General features: G+C 38.0%; 18 protein-coding genes. 6 read left to right on the top strand and 12 right to left on the bottom strand.

What is annotated here, in order from left to right:
- Positions 1 to 3: 3 nt before the first annotated feature.
- Together JYB62_RS04490 and JYB62_RS04485 are read left to right on the top strand one after the other, a co-directional pair.
- Entirely contained in the window at positions 4 to 681 is a 678-nt protein-coding gene (locus tag JYB62_RS04490; protein ID WP_205644227.1) for a 4'-phosphopantetheinyl transferase family protein, read from the top strand.
- A 220-nt stretch (positions 682 to 901) separates the two neighbouring features.
- Positions 902 to 4090 carry an amidohydrolase family protein gene (locus JYB62_RS04485; RefSeq protein WP_205644226.1) on the top strand — a complete coding sequence of 1063 codons (3189 nt, stop codon included), beginning with the start codon at positions 902 to 904 and terminating at the stop codon, positions 4088 to 4090.
- 129 nt (positions 4091 to 4219) lie between these two features.
- On the opposite strand, the gene JYB62_RS04480 is transcribed toward JYB62_RS04485, so the two are convergent.
- The 6 genes from JYB62_RS04480 to JYB62_RS04455 form a co-directional block, all read right to left on the bottom strand.
- The gene (locus tag JYB62_RS04480; RefSeq protein WP_205644225.1) at positions 4220 to 4561 is read right to left on the bottom strand and encodes a hypothetical protein; all 342 of its coding nucleotides are present in this window, start codon (positions 4559 to 4561) and stop codon (positions 4220 to 4222) included.
- 84 nt (positions 4562 to 4645) lie between these two features.
- A complete protein-coding gene (locus JYB62_RS04475; protein WP_205644224.1) occupies positions 4646 to 5656 on the bottom strand; it encodes a S41 family peptidase in 1011 nt (336 codons plus the stop codon).
- Positions 5657 to 5660: 4 nt separating this feature from the next.
- Entirely contained in the window at positions 5661 to 6575 is a 915-nt protein-coding gene (locus tag JYB62_RS04470) for a hypothetical protein (RefSeq protein WP_205644223.1), read from the bottom strand.
- A 17-nt stretch (positions 6576 to 6592) separates the two neighbouring features.
- Positions 6593 to 7282, bottom strand: a complete 690-nt coding sequence (locus JYB62_RS04465) for a GIN domain-containing protein (protein WP_205644222.1) — start codon at positions 7280 to 7282, stop codon at positions 6593 to 6595.
- A 105-nt stretch (positions 7283 to 7387) separates the two neighbouring features.
- Entirely contained in the window at positions 7388 to 8197 is an 810-nt protein-coding gene (locus JYB62_RS04460; RefSeq protein WP_205644221.1) for a LytTR family DNA-binding domain-containing protein, read from the bottom strand.
- A 60-nt stretch (positions 8198 to 8257) separates the two neighbouring features.
- Complete coding sequence (locus JYB62_RS04455; RefSeq protein ID WP_262897655.1) at positions 8258 to 8581, bottom strand: sulfite exporter TauE/SafE family protein; 324 nt, start codon at positions 8579 to 8581, stop codon at positions 8258 to 8260.
- Positions 8582 to 8636: 55 nt separating this feature from the next.
- On the opposite strand from JYB62_RS04455, the gene greB reads away from it, so the two are divergent.
- Positions 8637 to 9152, top strand: a complete 516-nt coding sequence (greB, locus tag JYB62_RS04450; protein WP_205644219.1) for a transcription elongation factor GreB — start codon at positions 8637 to 8639, stop codon at positions 9150 to 9152.
- 130 nt (positions 9153 to 9282) lie between these two features.
- On the opposite strand, the gene JYB62_RS04445 is transcribed toward greB, so the two are convergent.
- The gene (locus tag JYB62_RS04445; protein WP_205644218.1) at positions 9283 to 10167 is read right to left on the bottom strand and encodes a sulfite exporter TauE/SafE family protein; all 885 of its coding nucleotides are present in this window, start codon (positions 10165 to 10167) and stop codon (positions 9283 to 9285) included.
- A 251-nt stretch (positions 10168 to 10418) separates the two neighbouring features.
- Between JYB62_RS04445 and JYB62_RS04440 the strand changes: the two genes are divergently transcribed.
- Complete coding sequence (locus tag JYB62_RS04440; RefSeq protein WP_205644217.1) at positions 10419 to 13010, top strand: WD40/YVTN/BNR-like repeat-containing protein; 2592 nt, start codon at positions 10419 to 10421, stop codon at positions 13008 to 13010.
- A gap of 70 nt (positions 13011 to 13080) precedes the next feature.
- Here JYB62_RS04440 and JYB62_RS04435 read toward each other — a convergent pair whose 3' ends face one another.
- Positions 13081 to 14268, bottom strand: a complete 1188-nt coding sequence (locus JYB62_RS04435; RefSeq protein ID WP_205644216.1) for a PP2C family protein-serine/threonine phosphatase — start codon at positions 14266 to 14268, stop codon at positions 13081 to 13083.
- A gap of 241 nt (positions 14269 to 14509) precedes the next feature.
- Between JYB62_RS04435 and JYB62_RS04430 the strand changes: the two genes are divergently transcribed.
- Complete coding sequence (locus tag JYB62_RS04430; RefSeq protein ID WP_205644215.1) at positions 14510 to 16414, top strand: hypothetical protein; 1905 nt, start codon at positions 14510 to 14512, stop codon at positions 16412 to 16414.
- A 283-nt stretch (positions 16415 to 16697) separates the two neighbouring features.
- On the opposite strand, the gene JYB62_RS04425 is transcribed toward JYB62_RS04430, so the two are convergent.
- The 3 genes from JYB62_RS04425 to JYB62_RS04415 all read right to left on the bottom strand — a co-directional run bounded on the left by JYB62_RS04425 (position 16698) and on the right by JYB62_RS04415 (position 21435).
- Positions 16698 to 18683, bottom strand: a complete 1986-nt coding sequence (locus JYB62_RS04425; RefSeq protein WP_205644214.1) for an amidohydrolase family protein — start codon at positions 18681 to 18683, stop codon at positions 16698 to 16700.
- Between the two features lie 56 nt (positions 18684 to 18739).
- Positions 18740 to 19888 carry a dipeptidase gene (locus JYB62_RS04420; protein ID WP_205644213.1) on the bottom strand — a complete coding sequence of 383 codons (1149 nt, stop codon included), beginning with the start codon at positions 19886 to 19888 and terminating at the stop codon, positions 18740 to 18742.
- A 179-nt stretch (positions 19889 to 20067) separates the two neighbouring features.
- Entirely contained in the window at positions 20068 to 21435 is a 1368-nt protein-coding gene (locus tag JYB62_RS04415; RefSeq protein ID WP_205644212.1) for a sialidase family protein, read from the bottom strand.
- A 250-nt stretch (positions 21436 to 21685) separates the two neighbouring features.
- On the opposite strand from JYB62_RS04415, the gene JYB62_RS04410 reads away from it, so the two are divergent.
- Positions 21686 to 22441, top strand: coding sequence for a sulfite exporter TauE/SafE family protein (locus JYB62_RS04410; protein ID WP_205644211.1), 756 nt, complete (start codon positions 21686 to 21688; stop codon positions 22439 to 22441).
- Between the two features lie 87 nt (positions 22442 to 22528).
- On the opposite strand, the gene JYB62_RS04405 is transcribed toward JYB62_RS04410, so the two are convergent.
- Positions 22529 to 24154 (bottom strand): M28 family peptidase, encoded by a 1626-nt coding sequence (locus JYB62_RS04405; RefSeq protein WP_205644210.1) that lies wholly within the window; start codon positions 24152 to 24154, stop codon positions 22529 to 22531.
- Positions 24155 to 24166: the final 12 nt, after the last annotated feature.

The raw sequence follows: 24166 nt of genomic DNA, 5'->3' as shown, positions 1-24166 counted from the left end.
TTCATGAAAGTTGATTTATGGCTTGCCAGACTGGACAAAATTCCTGAAGAAGATGGGAGGGATCTTGCAAGAGAAGAATTGGAACGTGCAGATCGTTTTGTTCGTCCTGAGCTAAAAATTAAGTTCATTAAAAGGAGAAGCATTCTTAGAAAACTGCTTTCTGAGTATCTTGACATAAAACCTAATGAAATGGTTATAGATTATTCCAATCTTGGAAAACCATATGTAGCAAATCCTAAAACTAAAATCTTTTTTAATATATCACATTCTAAGGATTGCGTGCTATATGGTTTCTCTAGAGAAGCTGAAATAGGGGTCGATATAGAATCATTAAATGATGAGATTGAAGCAGAGCTCATCTCTAATCATTTTTTTGCTTCTGATGAAATCTCATTGATTCGAAATTCCACAGGAAGAGTTAAGGCTGATGCTTTTTTCAGGTTATGGTGTATCAAAGAGGCCTATATAAAATTAGTTGGGAAAGGTTTGACATTTCCACTTGACCAAGTGCTTGTCAAAGATACCATGGAAAACCCAAGATTAGAGGTTCCTGCAATTTCAAAAAATCAATCATTTCAATCCTTGAGCTGTATTTATAGCAATTTTCAACCCAGTTTTGGAATTGGGGTGGTGGTACGGGGAAATCACTTGGAAATTGAATATAAGCAGTATAAAGTCTAATGGAACAGATCTTTCAATTACTATTTAACATAATATAAATTATATAACATATTTATATATTTTAATTAGGTTTCATTCATAGAACCAACTGTTTTGTTTTTATTATAATTATTTTGCTCGCTCATTGCTATAACCGACAATTTCTAGGTTTGAAAATGATCCAGTACAATCTATAGTCGCTCAAAGTTTCTTCTACCGAATTTTATCATTGCTCTTTCAAATGACACTTATCTATTTTTCAGCCAGGTCCATAATTATTCTTTTATTATTACAAATTATAACCCTTGGTACCTATGCACAGTCTAGTTTTCAAGCTACCACTCCTAATTGGAATGTTGAAACTATAAGACGTGATGCTAGTCTTGCTGAGATCCATGTGAACGAAGGCACATGGATGAATCTCGACATCAGTCCTGATGGTTCACTGATCGTATTTGATCTCCTCGGAGATATCTATTCTATTCCTGCAAGCGGTGGCATTGGTACACCTTTGACTTCAGATTTAGCTTGGCAAATGCAGCCATCTTTCAGTCCTGATGGTAAACACATTGTTTTTACTTCAGATGAAGGCGGTGGCGAAAATATTTGGATTATGGATTTGGATGGAGGAAATAAGCGTGCTGTTTCTTCAGAGACTTTTCGGATGGTCAACTCCCCTGCTTGGAGTCCAGATGGTAAATCCATTGCTGTGAGAAAGCATTTTACAGGAACCAGATCTTTGGGAGCTGGAGAGATCTGGGTTTATCCTTCATCTGGAGGAGAAGGAAGAAAGTTAACCTCTCGGCCTAACCAACAAAAGGATATGGGTGAACCAGCGTATTCTCCAGATGGTCGTTATGTATATTATTCTCAAGACGTGACTCCTGGAGATTTTTTCGAATATTCAAAAGACAGCGAAAAAGGAATTTATGCGATAAAGCGCTTGGATTTTCAAACTGGAGAAATTGAAGTAGTGCTAAGTGGTCGAGGTGGAGCTATCCGCCCTACCCTTTCACATGATGGATCCAAATTGGCTTATATTTCTAGAGTTGATTTTCAAAGCACTTTGTTCGTTTATGATTTAAAGACGGGGAAGAAAACCGCAATATTTCACCGACTGGATCGAGACAAACAAGCTGCCTGGGCCATTCATGGTGTTTATCCTGCTATGTCTTGGACTCCAGATGATAATGGTATCCTTTTTTGGGCCAATGGTCAAATCAATTTGATTCAGATCGAATCAAAAGTTTCAACAGTTATTCCGTTTGAAGTAAAGAGAGAAAAAATCCAGAATAAAACACTTCGGTTTACAAAAAACATTGATGAAGAGAATTTTGAAGTGAAAATGCTTCATCATGTAGCCGTCTCTCCTGATGGAAAACAAGCTGTTTATGAGGCACTTGGCTATCTTTATTTGATGGATTTACCCAATGGAAAACCTAGACGACTTACTCAACAAAATTCCCATTTTGAATATGCTCCAAGTTTTTCAAGCGATGGGAAAAAGATTGTTTACAGTACTTGGAATGATCAAGAACAAGGCGGAATCCAAGTGATTACCTTAATTGATGGAGAGCGAAAAAATCTCCTGAATTTGCCGGGGAAATATACAGAACCTGCTTTCTCACCTGATGGGAAGACCGTGGTGTTCCGCAAGTTTAAAGATGAGAGCATGCTGAACCCAGAATACAATTTATCAACTGGTATTTACCAAGTTTCTTCTGAGGGTGGTACTCCAAAATTTATTACCTCAAAAGGACGTTCGCCTCATTTTGCTGATCGAAATGACCGTATTTACCTCCAATTGGATGGTGAAATGCCTAGTTTAGCCCGGGTTGATTTGGACGGAGAGAATTTCAAGACGCTTTATACTATTAAGTATGCGACTGAATTTAAAATGGCTCCTACTGGCAAAGAACTAGCTTTTGTGGAGCATTATCGGGTCAAAAGCCTTCCTTTTTTAGAATCAGAGCAGCCAATAATCATAACGGATGCAGATTCCTTACCTCAGGTAAAAACATGGTCTGTTTTGGCTGGAACTAACATTAGTTTTAGTCTAATGAACAACGAAATCCACTGGAACCTCGGACCAAATCTTTATAGTAAATCAACTGAAAACCAGAAAGAAATTAGGGAAACGTACATCAGTTTTTCTCAACCCATAAATAAACCAGATGGAGTTCTGGCATTGGTAGGCGGAAGAGTGGTTACCATGGAAGCTGATGAAGTGATTCAAGATGGTGTGGTCTTGATTGAAGGCAATCACATCATAGCAGTTGGAAAAAAGGCAGAAGTGATAATTCCAAAAAATGCAACTGTAATTGATTTAAAAGGGAAAACAGTGATTCCAGGCATCATAGATACTCATGCCCATCAGCCCAATGGAACCAACGGTATAATTCCCCAGCAAAACTGGAGTGCCTATGGTACCCTAGCCTTTGGAGTTACAACGATGTTTAACCCAAACACTTTTACTGAAGAAGTTTTTGGAGCTGCAGAAATGCAAAAAGCTGGGAACATCCTATCCCCTCGGATTTTTTCGACGGGAATGTCCTTGTATGGTGCCTATGAACCAGGACATACGGCTTTTGTGAATGGAATAGACGATGCACGCTTTCATATGGATAGATTAAAGCGTGTGGGAGCCTTTGCTATTAAGATGCATCATCACCCGAGAAGAGAACAATACCAGCAAATTATCGAAGCCGCAGCAGAGTATGAAATGATGGTGCTTTCTGAAGGAGGGGCATTACTTCAGCAAGATCTAGGGAAAATTGCTGATGGCGCCTCATCCATTGAACACTCTGTTGCCTTAGCTAAGCTTTATGAGGATGTATATCAGTTTTGGAGCCAAACTCAAGCAGCTTCAGTTCCTACCTTGGTGGTTTCATTTGGGGGGATTTCTGGGGAACATTATTGGTATGCCAATACAGATGTTTGGAAGCACCCGAAATTGAGCAAGTTTGTACCTCAAGATATTCTTGCGCCTCGTTCAATGCGAAGAATGATGGCACCTAATCACCACTACAATCATTTCAATGTAGTCAAAACAGTCAAAGAAATGAAGGATCTCAATATCATGGTGGCAATTGGAGGTCATGGTCAACGGGAAGGGCTTGCGGCTCACTGGGAAATGTGGATGATGCAACAAGGAGGAATGACTCCAATGGAAGCTCTGCGTGCCGCAACCATTGTCCCTGCAAGCCATCTTGGTTTAGATAAGAATTTGGGTTCTATTAAAGTTGGAAAATTGGCAGACTTAGCTGTGATCGATGGAGATGTACTGAATGATATTAGGGATTCCGATCAAGTGGTTTTTGTAATCCTCAACGGACGGATATACGATGCAGATACTATGAATGAGATAGGGAATTCCAAGAAAAAGCGAACTAGTTTCTATTTTGAATCAACAGACTCTATTGGGAATTAAGGAGCAATTCACGATGCTTATGGGACACTGTTTCGGATTTATTGATATTCTATTTTAGAAATATTCGGAATACTTAACCATGGCCTTGTTAAGTAATAATCAACAAGGAAAAAAAAATAGAATTACTATTCAATTCCATCCTGCAGCGAGTATTAAGCCGTTCTCAATTCCAATACCTGAAAGCAAGGTTTTACCATCACTGTTTTTCCAAGCTAGTTCATAATTGGCTTCATCAAAGGTTATCTCTAATAAATAGGAATTTTTAATACTGTTTTGATCTGTATAAGTAATTTCAAACTTCCCTACAAAAGCTTTTTCAACATCATAGGTTGATACCCTTTTCCCATATCCCCTACCGAAGGTTTTTTCACCGTTCTTATTAATAAAGTTCCAAACTGCACGTATTTCATTTTCTGTTACGCTATAAATAACTGACCCTATTGGTTTATTTAAATTTTCTATCAACTTCATATGATTTATTTGAATGTTTATTATTCAATATATTTGATATTCAGTGATTTAAATAGTCTGTAGCGTATTTAACTGAAAAAGTTTTTAAAAAATCCCCAAAGCTTGCTCTAGGGTTTTGTCCTGGCCAACAGCCATTTCAGAACTTGTATTCTTAACATAAATCTCCGGAGGTATTCCAACACCTTCAAATGTGTTCCCATCATTAAAATACGTTTTTTGTGTCACCAGAGAGTAATACCATCCATTGGCCAGTTCCTTGCCAATTTTAGTAGCAATTGCACCATTGGTGGTGTCTCCAAGATGCGTAACATTCGGAAGAACTTTAAAAGCCATTGCTGCCCTTTCACTAGCACTAATTGTATATCTGTCGGTAATTAAAACAATGGGTTTGTTAAAATATTTTCCTTTTGGATACACACTCCACTCGTATAATTCAGTATAGTCATTTTTACCTGGGCCATTTTTTGTTTTTGAACTAAAAACTAAACGTTTTTCATCAGTAAGCCTTCCAAATTCAGAAAATGCATAAGTGAAATTTCCACCTGAACTGTGTCTCATATCTACAATTAACCCGTCAGCAGAAGCGAAGTAGTCAAGGATGCTATTAATGTCAAACATATTAATGCCAATTGCTTTGATATGCCAATAACCTACATTTCCAAGCCAACCATAAGTATTTAAGCCGTTTCCACTTTTCAAGAAATCGTTTTGCAGGTAATTGTTTTTAATAAGTTCTAGATCGAACAATTCATCATCTATTCTTTGATCAATTAAATAGTTGGAATAAAAGACATCAGAATTTGGTGTAGTAAATGATACGTGACCATCATCCAGTGATCGGAGCATGCTTTTAATGATGGTTATCAATTCTTCATTCGAAGTAGAGGGTTTTACCTGAGGCCGATGAATGTCGTATTGTTGGTCCCAATCCACTCCCCTTTCTTCAAACGGCGCATATTCCGAATTAAATGTGCTCCATAAATTTTCAAATATATTTTCTGGATTATTGGCTGGCTCTGGTTCGAAAAAGGCATTTTCACAACCCACTAATGAGAGAATAAGAAAAGCAAAAAGGATTATATGATAATTTTTCATTTTTCTAGAATTTAATTTTCCCGCTGATAAAGAACACATTCTCAATTTGGGTAAATTGAGTTGGTGACTGGTTGAAATTCATTGCTAATAGATATGTTAACCCGACATCCCATTTTTCATTAAGGACGTAGCCATACCTTAGATCAAAGTCAAAGCGTTGAGAGTTTCCCCATGATTCTAATTCTCCATCCTTTACCCTATTTGTAAATTCTTTAATTCCCTTGTGAGAATAGATGTTTTCAAAATAATCATCATTCTGTGCTGCATAGGGTGCGCGGTAGATATAGGAAAATAAAGGAAGCCCTAGGTTGGAATTGAAATAGTGTTGTTCATTAATTGCATACCTAAGATTTAACCATAGGTCAAGTCCAAATGATATAAACATCGGTGAAGGGGTCAATGTGGGGCCAAAATTGTAGTCCGAGGAATAAATTTGATTCCTTGATTTTCCTCCTACTACGAGCCTCCATTGATTTTTGTCTAGAATAGATTTGCCAAGTGCATAGTTAAAATCTATAAGTTTAAAACTATGCGCTATATCAGTTTCATTCCCGTTATAAAATGAGTTGAAACTGTAAGGATCAACGATACTTGGGTTATATAAACTAAACTTAATCTCAGCTAGCTGATCTAACTTTTTTGATCGGCTGTAAGACAACAGTACATTTATGGGCGCCCACTGTTGATGGATAAAAGGCGACACTGTTTGGTCTTGCCTCATGATTTGACCCATTCCCCAATTCAAGGAGAACTCATTATGCTTTTCATCTTGGGCTATCAGGCTTGACGTAAAGAAAAATGCGATGATTAGAAAAGTATACTTTTTCATATGCTGAACAATATGGGGTACGATTCGAATTTCTGATTTTTCAAACCACCAATCCAAATGAAAACAGGTAAGTGTGGTAGCCCTTTTCATGATTCTTTCGATTGTGATTAATTCGCATCAATAAGATTCAGTGACCCAGTTACCTTTTGTGTGATGGTAGGATTTCCCTTGTAGGAAATTGTGGCAAGTCCGTCAACCTCAATATCTAGTTCTGTTTCGCAGGAAACTTCTAAGGTCCCTTCACCGGAAATATCTAGAATGGTCGATTGTGTTAAGAGATTAAAATTATTCACTACTATTTGGCCTGAACTGAATATGGATTGGGAGGTTACCTTACCTGTAAGATTCATCATTGACTTTCCTGAGGTAATGATGTAAAGGTCATTAAGATCAAGATCACCGTCTGATTCTATGATGTTATCGCCATTGGCAATAATCTCTTTAAGATCGGGTACTGTAATGGCGATCCAAACACCAAAGTTTGTATTGAAACAAGTGATATTGTCTTCATACCCTATTTCTAGTTCTCCATTAGATACTTTATATTTTATGGGTTGCATCAATTCAGGTTCTGCAAACACCGTTACATTTTGAATAGGCCCCTGTTTTATTCTCAGATTAACTGGACCTGAAATTGAAATTTTATCAAACTGGTTTACCGATATATCATATTCATTGACTCTTCCCGAACCATTTAAACATAAGTCTTCATTTTCCTTACACGATTGAAGAATAGTTGTACTGGCTAATGCAAAAAGCAGCCATTTTTGAATTGTGGTTTTCATAGTAGTTTTCATAATGTTGGGTTTTAAATTAAAGATCGATAAAAAACCTCTTAGGTTTGCTTTAATCAATGATTTGTCACCGAAGTCGATAAAAAATATGCTGAAGTCGATGAAGTATTAGGTACTAATCCAACTTCTGAAATTGGCAGCTCTTTTCTGACTAACTTGAATAGTTGCTAAAGCAGGAAAAATTGTCACATCTACTTTCCCATTAGTGCCTGAGGCAAATGATTTACAAGCCTCTCTCCTAATGATAAATTGTCTGTTCGCTCGAAAAAAATGACTGGGAGGTAAGATTTTCTCGAAATGATCCAGATTTTCTGAGAGAAAAAATTCCTCTCCCTCAAAAGTGATTAAGTAAACAATTCCTTGCTTTAATTGGATATAGGAAACGTTAGACACCTGCACCGGAATTTTCTTAACACCTTTTCTACCTATTATAAATGGTAAACTTGATAAATTCGCCTCATTATCCTTTGAAACTCCTTCTTTAAAAAGATGAATTACTATAAAAAATAAATTGATAATTAGAATCAGTAAAACCTGAGGAAAAAACTCATATTTAAAATAATTATCTCTAAAAAGATCCTGATGCCATATAAATTCCCATTGGATAAAAGTGATTAGAATGGATAGAATTACGGGAATTATTATGGCAAATAAAAGTTGGTAGATCACCCTCTTAAAAGTCTCTTTAGTCCATTCAAATTTCTTATTTAGAAAAAGGTTTACTCGATCAATAATTTCTAAAATTATAAAGACACTAAGAAATGTCACCAGCATATCCAAATAATGCAAGGGGGTCTTAAACCGTCCAATCCAATCATCTTTACCTATAAGAATAAGGATATTTGCAATAAAAAAGGAAATAAGCGAATTACGAATCCAACGGTAGCTTGAGGCTGCTTTCTTTATCAAATCAGGCATTTCATAATTAATTTAAAAAAATATTTGGGTTGAATAAAGCCTTTCTGGAATATACCAAAATCACTTTTCCTCCCAATCCATACTTAATTCCTTTGGAATCAATCCAGGACTGAGCATCACACAGGAGGTGTATAATAGAACAATGAATACTACCCATTTAAGAACATCCAATGGCAAGGGTTTAACCACAAAAGCTACGATTAAAATAACTACGATTCCCGGTATTGCCATGGCAATGGCTGCTTTTTTATGGTATCCATCTTCTCGAATATACCGAATGGATGCGTGAGGCATTAGAAATGTACAGGAGCCCATCTCAATAGGAAAAGCAACTTGAGGAGACATTTCCAAGGGAAAATCCAAGGCCATACAAGGAGTATACAAACCTATCCCATCATTATATTATCTTGTGAAAATTTTCAAAGTAAGATCATTTATCATGAGGCGAAAAATCCCAGAATCAACTCTACCAAAACTCAATCGCTCACAATTAATTACTTCCGAAGGCTTACAAAAATTAAAAGAAGAACATGATCATTTGTGGCGAGTTGAACGTCCAGACGTTACCGCTAAGGTAGCATGGGCCGCAAGTTTGGGAGATCGTTCAGAAAATGCCGATTACCATTACAACAAAAAACGTCTTCGAGAAATTGATAATCGCCTGCGTTATTTGCGTAAGTGTATTGATGACTTTAAAGTTATTGACTACCACCCCAACCAAGAGGGAAAAGTGAATTTTGGTGCTTGGGTTGAAATTAAAAACGAAAAGAAAGGTCTTCAAAATCGTTTTCGTATTGTTGGTTACGAAGAGTTAATAGGTAACAAAAATTATATCTCTATGGACTCCCCAATGGCAAAATCGCTTCTTGGTAAAACTGTTGGGGATGAGGTGATAGTTAAAACCAAAATGGGTGATTTTGTGTGGAAGATTCTTAAAATAGAGTACCAAAAGTAGTTTTGCTTATCATAGCCATAAGGAATTGTTTAGCCTCAGGTAATATATAATACAGCTTTTTTATTCGTCTAGGTAGATTGGAGTTCTTCTAATTCCATTTTCCTGATAGTAATTTCAGAATAATTCCAAATCACTTTTCCTCCAAATTCATACTCAATTCCTTTTGAACTAATCCTGCTCTCAGCATCACTGCGGAAGTGTATAAAATAACCCCTATCACGACCCATTTAAGAACATCCAAAGGCAAAGACTTGACCAGTAAGGCTGCGATTAATACTGCTACAATTCCCGGTATCGCCATGGCAATGGCTGCTTTTTTATTGTAAGCGTCTTCACGGATAAATCGGATGGATGCAGGTGGCATCAGAAATGCGCAGGAACCCATCATGATGGGAAAAGCAACTTGAGGAGACATCCCCAAGGCAAAAACCAAGGCCATACATGGGGCATACAACCCAATTCCCGCTGTCATCAAAGCACCTAGGAAAAAGTTACCGATAATTGCGATCGCTAATTTGCCTCCCCGAAGACCAATGGCATCTCCTCCACCCTGAATCCAATCCAAGTTTCTTGCAATCATAAACACTGCGGTAATCAACAAGGCAACTCCCATAGTCAATCGAATCTTACGTTCCGAAAGTTTGGAGACCACACCTGCTCCAATAATGGCTCCTAAGGCTGCAGATACCAACATTAATATGAGTGTCCATGCATCTACTTCTATGATAGTAATGAAAATCAAGGCCTGAAAGAGCACAGGAAGGGTATTGGCCACATTCAAAGTCCCTGGCATTACCTTATCTTCTGTTTGTTTGGTGAATTTCAACAAGGCTGTTTGTGGGGCAAAAGCGCCTATGCCCAGCACATCAAAAAAATTAACTACAAATCCAATGATGGAGGTCTTGGTCCAACTTACGGGTTCTAACTGATTTTTATGTTTTAAAAAATCCCTTACTAATGCAATGCAAAACCAGCAAGTTAATAGGGCAAGGGCAATCCAAATAAATGTAATCATTGTCAGTAAGTTAGGAGTAATTTCAAATGACAGCAATAGTTTAATTCAAACTATGAGGATTGAAAAAGATAAGACATTTTCCTTTAATTCGGGGATATAGATTTATGATGTTCAATAAAAAAAGTTAATATTCCTTTTACAAAGAGTTTTGGTTTTCAAACACCCAAAAGATTTTACCTATGCCCTATTCTGATTATTTAAGCAATAAAAAGTGGATCCTACCTGTGAAATTCACCCTTCTGCTTTTTTTCATGCTTTATTCCTCTGGAAATTTTGCTCAACAGCCCACTTCTCCTTTGGTAGCTTCTTTTGAAACCTACCGACAAATGAAGGAGGAAACGACCTTTAAATTAGATTGGATTTCCTTAGGTCCTACTGTTAATTCTGCACGGGCAGATATCGTTCAGGTAGATGAAACGAATCCAGGCACCATGTATGTGGGCTTTGGTTCGGGTGGTATATGGAAAACCACCAATCATGGAGTAACTTGGAATTCCATTTTTGAAGAACAATCATCAATAGGTATTGGGGATATGGAATTAGCTCCCTCGGATCCCAATATCATTTATTTGGGTACAGGTGAAAATCTAAAGAAGCCAAGAAATTTTACCTTACCCGGAACAGGGATGTTTCGGTCGAATGATGCCGGCGAGACCTGGGAACATATTGGTTTGGAAGATTCTTGGGCCATTTCCGAAATAGAAATTCATCCTACCAATCCGGACATCGTATTTGTAGCTGTATTGGGTCATCTTTGGACTAAAAATGAAAACCGGGGTCTTTATCGAACCTTGGATGGAGGCAAAACCTGGGAGCAGGTGCTGTACAAGGATGAGTTGACCGGTGCCAATGAGGTTCAGATCTCTGCTTCCAATCCTCAGGTTATGTATGCTTCCCTTTGGGAAGTATATCCGGGGATAAGTGGAGAAAATAGTGGGGTATATCGCAGCATGGACGGTGGTTCGACCTGGGAGCTTGCTACCAATGGTTTGCCCAGTGGTCCAAAAATCGGCAGAATTGGTCTCACAGTTTCCAGTACTAATCCCAATAAAGCTTATGCTCTGATTGATAATTTGAACAATGCCCGAAATGAAGCCGCAGAACTGTATAAAACTATAGATGGAGGGCTAACATGGACGAAAACCCATTCGGGACCTTTCAAAATCTTCCCGGGAATAGGTTGGTACTTTACCGATGTGTATGTGAATCCAGAGAATGATGAAGAAGTTTTTTGTTTGGGAGTTCGTTTAGCGCATAGTTTGGATGGTGGCAAAACTTTTTCATACATCGGAGGTCAAGTAAGCCGGATGAACCCAAGCTTGGCACAAGGACTCCATTTGGATCAATGTGAATTATGGATTAACCCAACGAATCCCAATCATCTGGCCTTGGGAAATGATGGAGGGTTTTATGTGAGCTATGACAAGGGTTTGACTTGGGTCCATTATAACAATATTCCAACGGGTGAATTTTATGATATTACAATTGATCAGGCAAATTATACCATTTATGGAGGTACCCAGGATGACGCCACAGTTTATGGTCCCGCGAAGGAACTAAACACGAGATTTCCCGACCCCTGGAAGTATGTATGGATTGATCCTTGGGATGGTGGTGATGGCTGTGTTACTCAAATTGACCCAGTGGATCCATCTATTATCTATTACAGCAGGCAACATGGAGATGCGATGCGCTTGGATAAATCAGTTGATGAAGCTGTATCCATTATGCCTAGGCTTCCTGAGGATATAAATGATACGCTGGTTTTTAATTACATGACCCCTTATTTCCTCTCAAAATATGACCATAAGACCTTGTATCATGGTGGAAATTACTTGATGAAAAGTACAGATCGTGGAGATTCTTGGGATGCTATAAGTCCGAACTTTGCTATTTCTTCCGATCCTGAAAAGCAATCGTTTGCTACAGGGGATATTGCCCAATCATCCATCAATAAAGAAGTGCTGTATGCAGGCACTGACCATGGGGCTTTTTGGGTATCCAAAGATGAAGGTGCCACTTGGGAAGAAAATTCCATCGGAATTGCTAATAACTACATTCGAAGCATCTCCCCTTCCCATCATCAAGTTTCTCGGGTATATATGGCGATGACCGGAATCAATTACGATGATTTGAAAGCCTATGTTTATGCTTCTGAAGATTATGGAAAAAACTGGAAAAGCATCGCTTCTGGTCTTCCAGATGAGCCAGTCAATGTGATCAAAGAAGACCCTAAAAATGAAAATATTCTGTATTTGGGAGGATTAAGAGGAGTCTATGTTTCTATTGACCGTGGACAAACCTGGTCCTATTTAGGAGAAGGCATGCCTGCTGCAGCAGTGGCAGATTTGGAATTTCATGAACCAACTATGGATTTGGTCGTGGCCACTCATGGTCGAGGTATTTATAAAACCACCCTTCAACCCATTCATGAAATGCTCAGTCAAAATCTCTCAACTTCTAGAGACCATTTCTTTGAGATCCATCCTACTCCTAGACCTTGGTTCAATTCCTCAAGCGGCGAACCTGATTATCGCACAGTTGAAAAAGCAACCTTTTCATTTTGGCTCAATCAGATAAAACCTGTAACTATTTCAATTTTTGATGAGTCAAATAACCTAGTCTGGGAGAAAGATTTAACTGGAAATAAAGGATTTAACCAATATAGATGGGATTTGGTAGTGAAAAAGCAAAGCAGTGATGCTCCTTACTTTGTTCACTACGAAAGGTTTATTCAAACTGGAAAATATACCGTGAAGCTTTCTTCAGGAGATCAAACTTTGGAACAGACATTTGATGTGATTGAATCAACATCTCCTTACTTGGTTCGTGATGGATTTTGATTTTCATGGTCAAAAAGGAAGAGTTAGATCTTAAATTGCAAGGCTCTTAGCAAGGGCTTTTTTAAAATACTTATCCTAGGATTTCAAATCCTAACATGGTGAAATCGTCTTTAAAAGTTTTCTGGCCGCTGTAGTTAAGACCAAAGGATTTAATTCTTCCCAAAAGATCATGTATTGGCTGATTCGAATTTTCAATTAAAAATGAAATGAAGTCCTCTTTGTTTAACATGACATTATCACTATTCCATACCTCAAGAATTGCATCCGTATATAAAATAATTTTGTCCCCGACTTCCAGCCGAATTTTTGATTCTCTATAGTTTACTGAATCACCGCTAAAAGCACCTACAAGAGGACTTTCCGAAGTCAAAGGTGTTACTACCTTGGAGCTAGGTCTAAGCAAATACCCTTCTGGGTGTCCCGCTTGGGTATATGTAAGAGTTTTATCATTTGAATTATAGACCGCATAAAACATCGTAATAAAAGACCCTCTTGGCATTTTATCGTACAGCTTTTCATTTGTTGCTGAGACTACTTTGGCTGTAGAGCTAGTATGTAGAGCTGCATTTTTAAAAGCAAATGAGGTCATAAATGTTAATAATGCTGCCTGTATTCCATGTCCAGTTACGTCAGCAATTAAAATTCCGTAGACTCCTTTTTCAATCTCAATTACATCATAAAAATCTCCACCAATCTGATCCATGGGTTCAAAAACTGAGGAAAATCTAATTTTTTCAGTTTCAGGTAATGCTGATGGAAGAATGAAATTTTGCACTCTCCTAGCCTCCTCCAATTCAAAGTTGATTCTATCCTGAAAAAGGGCTAAATCCTTATTTGCTGCCTTAAGATTTTTCTGTGTTTCCCTTAATTCAGTAATATCAGACTGTACTCCTACATAGTGAGTCGTTACGTCATTTTTATCTTTTAGTGGAGTAATGGATAGCCTGTTCCAAAAAGGTGTTCCATCCTTTTTATAATTGAGTAATTCTACGGTAGTCTGTTCTCCATTTTTGATTGCTTGTCGAATGGCTTCTACTGGTGCTTTATCCGTCTCCTTTCCTTGCAGGAATCGGCAATTCTTCCCAATAACATCTTCCTTTGAGTATCCTGTTAACCTTTCAAAACCATCATTTACGAAAACAAGAGGTCTGTCAGGTTGGTCCATGGAGCTAATAGTAATTCCTTCATTTGCCGTATTTGTTGCTTTGATCAACAAATCTTCAAATTCCTTAAATGAAACTATTTCTTTAGCGCTCATTCCCAACTGTGAACCTAGATATACCTATTTATTTTACTTATTTACTTCTTAATTCTAAACTAATAATCCCTTTGCTCAAACCAAAATATTCTAAATATAACGCTTAATGACAATGAATAAATAAGAGTGAGGTAGGTTAATATTATTTATTGGCAACTGACAATTGTCAGTTAATTAGCCCTGCAATTATATTAAATTGGGTATAATTAATTGGTATATAGATAATAATCCCATTTTTATTATGAGAAAATTATTTTTTCGAAGTACTCTTCTAATTTTAATATTTCTCATTTGCCAACCAGCCACTGCGTGGATTTTCCCAGAGCACAGGTTGATCACTTTTCTTGCGATCCAAAAACTAAGCAGTGAAAAGAGGATTGCTTTAAATAAACTCTGGTTTGAAGCTAGAAAAGGAAATTCAGAAAGACTTACAGAATCCATCATAGATCCAAGTCAAGGGCTTGAGCCTACCCAAATTGATTTTGCTACTTGGGCTGGAATAGCAGGAGATCATAGCTGCTCTCCTTTGGACATGATGGAAATAATTTTGAATTCAGATTGGATACTAAATGTGGCATCTATTTCTGCGAAATTGGAGGTTAAGATTAATGAATCCAGAAATCTTAGTGAAAGAATCAATTCCTTGCGAGATTCAGATATTAGGTTTCAACGTGCTGATGAGGAATATGCACTTCGGGCAAGTTCTAATAATGTTCACTTTCTCTTAGCTCGTAGAGAGGTGGATATGGATGTAGAAGAGTATCTAAGGGATTGTTTGAGTAAAGGTGAGCCAATGAATGCTTTAGGAGCCTATTCTTGGTTTCATATGTCTGCAATGAATAAAGCAGCTCGATACGCATCTGAAAAACTCTCTGACCAGGAGAAATCCCAACTTATACTTGCTGCTTTTGCAGACGAAGCTTTCGCAATACACTTTTTAGAAGATTCTTATGCCTCTGGACATGTTGCCGGTACTTGGGGACCTTCTGCAGTTCGAAAAGGAACTCATGATTACTATAATGAAAAAGGACTTGAGGTTCAAACCTGGGATGGAAAGCGTTTCATTTCATTGGGAGATGCTTTTATGCGTCAAGAAGATGTAGAATTTGCTGCAGAAAGTATAAAACTGAGCATTGAACAATTAATTATGGCTGCTACAGGTGAATGGGAATTAGACTATAAAACTGATGTTCTATCTTCTTATAATACTCCTGATACATTGAATGTCTGCACTAATTTTTTGATTCCACAAAGAGTCAATAAAACAGAACTGGTCGCCAGATCCAAAAAGGACTGGAATGATTATCTACCAAAAGTTTTGATGAAAACACCAGTTCCGGGTCTGGCGGAGGGCTTGGGTGAAATTCCTCGATACAGAACCGAAATGGGAGTTTTTTATGGTGTGTCATCTTCTTTGAATGCTGGTTGGGTCCACGGTGGATTTGGTGAAAATCAGAATTCCTCTGGTGCCTCTGGCGGTTTAGAGATCAATCTAAGACTGGGACTTGGTCTTGATGGTGTATTAAATAGATCTGGGGATGGCTTGATTTTTATTCAGGGAGGTTTTAGACAAGATGCATCAACTTCAAATAAGTTTTCTGAAAATGTAGGTACTATTCCCCAAGGTTCTGTTCCATCAGCAATCCCAAGCAGATCTGCCTATGCATTTAGGCTTAGATTGCCATTTTGGCTAATTCCAGGAGATATGTTGGTTTTGGCTCCAATACTTGCCCTAACATCTCCTAAAACCTTAACTAAAATGGCTGTTACATCAGCAAATGGAGGCTTAATTCCATGGCAATCTGGCATAGCAACACCAGTAGGAAGATTTCAATTTGTCTTGGGAAGAGAGATTGGTGTTTCTATTTACGGGGCCAAAGAAACAGGTATTTTAATTCCAACTCCTGATGGTATTGTTTACATGTCATACTCATCCACAAAACTTGATTTTCCTGTTTTGGAATACAATCCTTTTCATACATTTTCCAAAAATCAAAGTTCAAGCATGAATATTCAATTTACGGTAGGTGTGGATTTACCCCGCAATACTTCGGTTATTTTACCTGAGGGTGAACAGGCACCGAATTTAATACCGGTTTGGAATGTGGGGATGCGTATGATCTTTGACTGGAGACGTTATTTCTAATCAATATTTAGTCATTATTTGCCCCAAAAGCTGATATTTCTACCACTCTTTAGTATCTATAAAAAACTAAGCATTATAACTAGTTTAATATATGAAATATAGCGGGTTTCCTATTCGGCTTTTAAACCTGTACCGTTAATTATATTGATCAAAAGTATTTTCTAGTTTTTAAATGACTCCTTATTGGAATTATTTAAAGGGGGCTTCATGTTTCGAAACATTAAAATGAATTCTATCTTTATAATTAATACGTCAGACTAAGGTCGAATGTGAAGTCGGTATACTATTTAAAATCTTTTACCCCTAAGGAGTTATAAAGCTCTTTGCTATAATATAGATTTCCACCCTTCATAGTCCATTCGATTTTTCGGATATCGCTAATCTCAGCTAAAGGATTTCCATCTATTAGAATAAGGTCAGCCTGTTTACCAACTTCAATAGCCCCTACTTTATCTGCCAGACCAGTAATCTCGGCTGATTTAATAGTCGCCATTTTCAATACTTCAAAAGCTGGAATACCAGCTTTCACATAAAGTTCGAGTTCTCTATGATATAAAAAGCCTGGTAATCCATCTGTTCCAGGAACAATCGCTACGCCTTGCCTAAATAAATCAGCAACTACTGCTAGCATCTTTTCAAAACTCTCCTTGTATCTGGATACTTGTACTCCCACTTTAGGGATCCCTCCTGTATAAAAACTTCGCTGTTCAATGATTGGAAACCTATTTGCAATGGCTTGATAGGTGGGACTAAGTTCACCTAATTGAGAAACAAACATGTTTTCAAAAATGGCTACAGTAGGGTCTACCAGAATATTTTTGGATTTAAGCAGTTTTACAAAATCTTGATATTCCTGAGATTGAAGGTCAAGGTCTGCTCCATATTGGGCAGGCATGGTGAATCGTAAAGGGGTTCGAGTATCTATCGTGTCAGATAAAAAATTAAGAAACAACATATTGATGTGCTGAATCTCATTATATCCTTGATTTATTGCCTGAGTTGCCGTCATATAAGCAGGTATATGTCCGCTGACTCGCATTCCAAGTTGATGGGCTTTATCTGCTAAAGGAAGCACCCATTCAGGCTTTATGGAACTATATAATTTGATTTGCTGATACCCTAAGTCTTTGTAATCTTGAATCTCTGCTATGCCTTCCTCTAGGTTTTCGATGACATTTCTTTGATTGGCAAAAGGCCCAGGACCATCAATTATTCCCGAGTATATGACAATGTTCGGACCGATAATTTCATTCCTTTCGAATTGCCCTGCCAGGCTTTTCAACTGTTTGTTGTTTGCTAAATCCCTTACAGAAGTCACTCCGCCGGCTAAGTGCATGATGCCTCTGAATTTATCATTGTGGGTATGCATGTCAAACATCCCGGGTAAAAGGGTTTTCCCTGTTCCATCAATTATTGTTACCCCCTGTTCGATTGCCTCGCCCCCAGTTTTGAGAATAGCCTTTATTTTTCCCGCCTCAACAATAACATCTTGATTTGAAAGTAATGTGCCTGCTCGCGTAAACACATTCACATTTTGAATGACCGCTTGATCCAACTTATGGGTTAGATTTTGAGCAACCTCTTTGAGACTTTCATCTTCAATATTGTCTTGTATTGCCTTCATCTCAAGGCGCATTCCACTCAAATCTTGTCTTATGATATGTAGATTTCCCGAAATCATACAAACCATTTTGTCTCCCATTATCCAGATATAAGTTGGGTCAAGTTCTAATCCTTTTATTACCAACAATTCGACTGAAGTGCCATTGGAGAGTTTAAATGGAATTTTTTTTATTACTTCAGTGGTACCTTGAGGATAGAGATCGACCTGACCTGTTTCAGATTTCAATAAGAGTTGAGCCAGCACTTCGTATATCGCAGGCGAGCCATCATAACGAAAATAGAGTTGATCCCCATTGAAGTTGCCTTGAGTAGTGCCCATCATGTTTTTACTGAGTCCAGTTGATTCCTTACTGGAGAAACTTTCATCGATGGCTACATTTAAATAGTTGACGCCTTTTATACGCTGATTGATTATAAAATTCTGACTGTTCAGGGAAATCTCTTCCTTGTATTTAGGACCTCGACCTCTATCAGTGTAGGTATAGTAATATCCAAAACTCCGATCAGTAGTTTGCCATTTTTTATAAGAGCCAGCATTGTTTTCCCTAAAAACTACATCGTAAATGGTCGTGTCGAATTGACTTGACTGACTGAATCCTGAGGGTATGTTGAATAACAGAAAAATCAGTAAGATGGAATAGTTCATATTGAATGGATTAAGAATTAGATTCAGAGATAGATTGGAATGAATGAAAGGGGAATTCAAGTCTTTAATGTTTCCTTAAAATAGCGAAGCCAGTTCTGCCCAAGTATTTTCTCAATATCTCCTGTACTAAAACCTCTTTTATCTAACGAAATTGCCACATTGCGATATCGGTCTGTCGTATCCAGTTCGGGAATCCAGGGTGGCCATTGTACTTTATAAGATGGTTTGAATCGAGTCAGGCGTGGTTCATACCAATTTTCGTATGTTGCTCCAGAAGCCTGTAACCCTTGGATGGGGAAGTCAGAAGCCAATCCCACATGATCAATTCCCCCTATTTTTACAGCATGTTCGATGTGATCCACATAAGTCTCCAAAGTAGTGTCTACGCCCAAATTCGGTCCGATCATATAGCCTAAACAAATAATCCCAATTACCCCGCCTTTATCGGCCATAGCACGAATCTGGTCATCTGTTTTTGCGCGTGGATGATTTTTGTGCAATGCCTCACACATGGAATGGTTGATTGAAGCACCTGTTTTACTGAATTTGATGCCATCATTGGTAGTTTGTAAACCACAATGCGAGAGATCTATTATAATTCCCAGCTCATTCATTCGTTCTACTACCTCGATCCCATAATCGGAAAGACCTGCATTGGTCCGTTCGGTACAGCCATCTCCGATTAAATTACGCTCGTTATAGGTTAATTGCATCCATCGGGTTCCTGCTTGATAAAGGGTGTCTAAATTATCAATGGAGTCTTCAATGATTGCAGAATTCTGAAAACCCAACATGACGGCTACCTTTTTCTCTTTCTTTGCTTTAATGAAATCTTCTGCGTTTGTGGCCAGCATCAATCGATCTGGGTTTTCTTTGATACGATGTTGCCACTCCTCCAAGTTTTTAAGTGCATTGGCTAAATTCCCTGTATCTAACGAAGCGTTGAAACCGGTATAACCGGATTTTTGAAGGGCCTCAAAAGAAGCTTCATTCCAGTTGCGGGCAATGACCAATCCATCATAAACAATTGCATCGTCATATACTTTGTCAATACTGTCAGCCATTCTCATCGATTTAGATATGTCAGATGATGGATTGCCAGCTGCAATGGAATTTAACCCAGAGGTCTGTCCAATTAAAAATTGTTCTGACAAAACACCACCTAGGGTTAAAATTTTAAAAAAATCCCTTCTTTTGATATGCATGATTGTTGAATGGTTGGGTTATGGTTTTACTGCCAAAAGCAAACTACAATTTTTATACATATTTACCCCTTTATAAAGGATGTAAAATAATAGCTACCAATTAGTTAGATCTTGATTTTTTGTTTTTTTAAATCAAAAAAAACCTCCTAGAAATGAAAATAATTAGCCAAGAAGCATTCTTAAGAAACCTTCTTCATCTTAATTTTTCCTTCTTCTGTCCAAACGATCAACATAGCATCTCCCTGATCTGTGCTGATCGTTTTTGAATAGGCCCCCTTTGCCAAGACTTCCCCGTTGGAACTATTGGGGCCAAGAAACATGATGTTTTCACCTTCAGACCATGTGATGTAATCACCTTTAGTTCCTTCATCAATACTCGGGGATCTACCATTACCAATCTTAATTTCTTTTTCCTCTGGTTGTGCGAAAAATATCTGCCCATCTCGCTGCCAAACAGTCGCAATATTATCTTGATTGGTCACCCGAAAACCACCTCCGTCCATGGGACATCCATTGAGTTTCCAAGTGTCCTGACCTAGTTTTATTGGACTGCCAAAGCTGTTTCCATTATCTTTTGAAATGGCTAAATGTAAGTCTCTTGAACCATTCAGATTGTTGCGAAACATGATGTACAGATGATCATCTTTATCCGTCTGAATAGTCGGCATGCAACATTCACATACAGATCCATCCGGTGAGGAATAAACTAATTGGCTTTTGCTCCAGCTTTTTCCTCCATCTGTAGATTTCGCTATATAAATTTTCCCTTCTGGTGCTTTTCTTTTGGAATTCTTGGCTCTAAACGCCCGGTAAGAATCCATGTCTTTTGCTTTGATGGCTTTTCCATCCTTATCCAAAACTACCCAATACATTTTACCATCTTCTCCAGGATATTGTCTAATGGATTCTCCTCCTTCTGGCATTTCCCCTAGCTCAGCCATGATTTCTTCTTTACTGAGCTCTTTTGGGATGGTATTATTTTTGGTGGCTTCAAGTTCTGTTTTGCCTTTACTGTGATCCATTTCAGCGTGATTCTCTTCTGTATTTCCATGGTCCATTTCAGGCATAACCGATCTAGTGTCTATCCAGGTAGCGAAAAGATTTCCTTGGGTATCTGCGGTGATATCTGCTAGACTTTCTCCAGCCGATCCTCTTATATCATTGACTTGGAAGGGACCTTCCCAAGTATCATTCCCCTTATTTTTTCTAAAGGCAACCAGATCTCCTTTTTTCGTCGGAGCTACAATTGAATAATAGTCAGTTCCCATCGCCAACCTAGGTCCACATGACATTCCAAGAAACATATTTTCCAAGGTCCCTACTTTGTCCGTGCTAAAGGTGCTACCTTCATCCGTAGAGAATGCAAAATATATGTCTTTCCCATTTCCATAGGTGATTCCAAGATTTCCATCAAGATCTTTAGACATAGAAGGTTGGTCTCCCTCTTCAGCCAACGTAATTATGGGTTCGTCTATTGGGCTCTTGCAAAAGGTCAATAGGCTGAATAATAGGAATGGTAATGTTAATTTGTTATGGTTCCAATTCATGGGATTTAAGTTATCAATATTTATTAATTATTGGAGCGATTGATCTCTTCATTTGTGAATTCCTTTTTTCGAAATTAAGCTAAGTCTTCAAAGCCTTTCGAACTTGTGGCATGTGGAGTAGCTTTAGGGGCCCTGATAAAATAGGATCAAGTTCTTATTTCTAAGACTGAATCATTATTGTCCCTCCATTGATTTTTATAAGTTTGAAAAAAAATAGAAATATCTTAGCCCCTGCTTTTGACCCCAACCCATGTTTCTAGCCATCCTTTCTGAAATCAGTACCACTTCATGGATTCTTAGTTTTTTAGCCGCTTTTGTGATCGGAATGTCCAAAGCAGGGATCAAAGGAATTGCCATTATCAATGTGACTTTTATGGCTATTGCCTTTGAAACAAAACAATCCACCGGGATTGTATTGCCTTTGTTAGTAGTTGCGGATGTCTTTGCTGTAATCTATTACAATCGACATACTCAATGGAGTTATATCGCTAAATTCCTTCCTTGGATGATTTTGGGAATTTTACTGGGAAGCTGGGTGGGCATGGATCTTCCAGAAAAAGCCTTTAAATACGGAATGGTTATACTCATTTTCTTGATCTTGGCTGTTATTATTTGGTGGGATCAAAAAAAAGAGAAAACGGTGCCTACCCATTGGGCTTTTGGAAGTGGGATTGGAACTTTGGCAGGCTTTACGACCATGGTAGGGAACCTGGCTGGTCCGATCTCCAATATCTACTTTCTTGCCATGCGATTGCCTAAAAATCACTTTATTGGTACGGCTGCCTGGTTGTTCCTAATAATCAATGTATTCAAATTACCCTTTCACTTTTTTGTCTGGGAAACCATTTCCAAAGAAACCCTGCTATTGGATCTAAAGTTGATTCCTGGCATTATCCTAGGTTTTATTCTTGGAATCAACATTGTTAAAAGGATCAATGAGGCATTTTTCAGGAAAATGATCCTAGTATTGACTGCTTTAGGGGCAATAATCATCCTTTTTAAATAAATAACATATGGGAAGGTTATTCAATAGGAAAATTCACACAATTCAATTCCTTTTCACATGCAGGGAATCTTAAGGATTAATTGGAATTTATTTTTCAAACCGCTTAAAAAATGAATCTTCATTCCAGGTAGGTCTTGCTTCTGAGGTATTAATCAGATAACTATTCATAAACTGAAGTTCAACATAGGTTTTGGCACCTTCGAAATTAAAGCTTTCTCCAAGTTCGTCAGAGGGTTTATGATAAATGTGGCTCATCATATGGGTGATTGCCGAGTCCAATCCTGTCGGAGAATCTTTAGTCTGAATACCGAATTTCATCCTTAAAGCTGGAATGCCTGCTTTTACAAAACTGTAATTATCGCTTCGGACGAAACGTACTTCCTCTGGCAAATGATCCTCATCGATTTTTAATCCAAGTAAACTAGTGGATTTCTCTACAATTTTCATGATACTGCTTTGTTCCGCCCCTAATGGTTCTACCGAGACTAGGGGTCCCACCATTGTTGGCATATCTGTATTAACATTGGCTACAATACTTTCAGCAGGAACTACCGGATTTTCTGCTAAGTACATGGATCCCAGCAAACCCATTTCTTCTGCGGTAACTGCTGCAAAAATTACGGATCTTTTGGGTTTGGTGGGGAGTTCACTATATAGTCTAGCTATCTCCAACATGGCGCTAATTCCTGAAGCATTATCATGTGCTCCATTGTAAATCGAATCACCATTCACAGGCGTTCCAACTCCTATATGATCCAAATGTGCAGTATGGATTACATATTCATTTTTGAGTTTTCCACCTTCCAAAACACCTACTACATTTGCACTTTCAAATTCAGAAAAATTATTTACTACTTTTCCTTTAAATGAAATAGAATTGGTGGGCTGAACCAGTTCTCCCTGAAGGTATTTCTCTAAAATAAGGTCTATTTCATTTGCTGTGATTTTTTGGATAAATTCCCAATCGAAATAGCCTCCGAATTTCATTCTTCCGTAGTTGGAGCGACCGGCAAATTCCCCATCGGGCATTTTTACACTTACTATCCCGTTTTTTGAATAACGGTCATAACTTCCTTTAAAACTACCTCTACCCCCTGGGGAAGTTGTGAATATGATTCCCAAAGCGCCTTTTTCACTTAAGGTATTAATCTTTGTATTGGTATTACTGAAATGTGCTCGTTCTGTCGCAGGCAATACATCAGGTCCTCCATTATAGATGATCACTATTTTTCCTTTTACATCCAGGTTTTCAAAATCGTTATACCCAAATTGTTCAGCATCTATTCCATAGCCAGCAATCACCAATTCTCCTTCAAATTCAATTTCGGGCGAACTTGAATTCCCAAAGAAAAAATAATCCATTCCTACTTGAGCAGTATCCTGATTATTAAGAATAAGGTAAGAGGAACTTTCATCTACGATAGATTTTCTAAAGGTCATGGATTGTAAATAGCTACTTCCCTCTTTGTTTCCCATCGGCTTAATGCCCATGGATTGATACTGATCTGCCACATACTTCATCGCTATGTCATACTCTGGGGTTCCCGGTAATCTTCCTCGCAAACTATCATCTGCCAGGATAGCGATATGGCGCTTGATCAAGTCTGGATCTGCATTATCTGCATAAGAAAGCAATGCCTGGTCATCTAGGAAAGCAGGTTTACAATTAACGAGTAGTGTTATTAGGAAAAGAAAAATTAGGGAGTTTTTCATAGTAAGGGGATA

Source organism: Algoriphagus lutimaris, assembly GCF_017051705.1.
GTDB classification, from domain to species: Bacteria; Bacteroidota; Bacteroidia; order Cytophagales; family Cyclobacteriaceae; genus Algoriphagus; species Algoriphagus lutimaris.
This window is presented reverse-complemented; position numbering and strand designations above follow the sequence as displayed.

Coding starts and splice junctions, on each gene's coding strand:
- JYB62_RS04490 (WP_205644227.1), top strand. CDS start 4: ATGAAAGTTGATTTATGGCTTGCCAGACTGGACAAAATTCCTGAAGAA.
- JYB62_RS04485 (WP_205644226.1), top strand. CDS start 902: ATGACACTTATCTATTTTTCAGCCAGGTCCATAATTATTCTTTTATTA.
- JYB62_RS04480 (WP_205644225.1), bottom strand. CDS start 4,561: ATGAAGTTGATAGAAAATTTAAATAAACCAATAGGGTCAGTTATTTAT.
- JYB62_RS04475 (WP_205644224.1), bottom strand. CDS start 5,656: ATGAAAAATTATCATATAATCCTTTTTGCTTTTCTTATTCTCTCATTA.
- JYB62_RS04470 (WP_205644223.1), bottom strand. CDS start 6,575: ATGAAAAGGGCTACCACACTTACCTGTTTTCATTTGGATTGGTGGTTT.
- JYB62_RS04465 (WP_205644222.1), bottom strand. CDS start 7,282: ATGAAAACTACTATGAAAACCACAATTCAAAAATGGCTGCTTTTTGCA.
- JYB62_RS04460 (WP_205644221.1), bottom strand. CDS start 8,197: ATGCCTGATTTGATAAAGAAAGCAGCCTCAAGCTACCGTTGGATTCGT.
- greB (WP_205644219.1), top strand. CDS start 8,637: ATGAGGCGAAAAATCCCAGAATCAACTCTACCAAAACTCAATCGCTCA.
- JYB62_RS04445 (WP_205644218.1), bottom strand. CDS start 10,167: ATGATTACATTTATTTGGATTGCCCTTGCCCTATTAACTTGCTGGTTT.
- JYB62_RS04440 (WP_205644217.1), top strand. CDS start 10,419: ATGCTTTATTCCTCTGGAAATTTTGCTCAACAGCCCACTTCTCCTTTG.
- JYB62_RS04435 (WP_205644216.1), bottom strand. CDS start 14,268: ATGAGCGCTAAAGAAATAGTTTCATTTAAGGAATTTGAAGATTTGTTG.
- JYB62_RS04430 (WP_205644215.1), top strand. CDS start 14,510: ATGAGAAAATTATTTTTTCGAAGTACTCTTCTAATTTTAATATTTCTC.
- JYB62_RS04425 (WP_205644214.1), bottom strand. CDS start 18,683: ATGAACTATTCCATCTTACTGATTTTTCTGTTATTCAACATACCCTCA.
- JYB62_RS04420 (WP_205644213.1), bottom strand. CDS start 19,888: ATGCATATCAAAAGAAGGGATTTTTTTAAAATTTTAACCCTAGGTGGT.
- JYB62_RS04415 (WP_205644212.1), bottom strand. CDS start 21,435: ATGAATTGGAACCATAACAAATTAACATTACCATTCCTATTATTCAGC.
- JYB62_RS04410 (WP_205644211.1), top strand. CDS start 21,686: ATGTTTCTAGCCATCCTTTCTGAAATCAGTACCACTTCATGGATTCTT.
- JYB62_RS04405 (WP_205644210.1), bottom strand. CDS start 24,154: ATGAAAAACTCCCTAATTTTTCTTTTCCTAATAACACTACTCGTTAAT.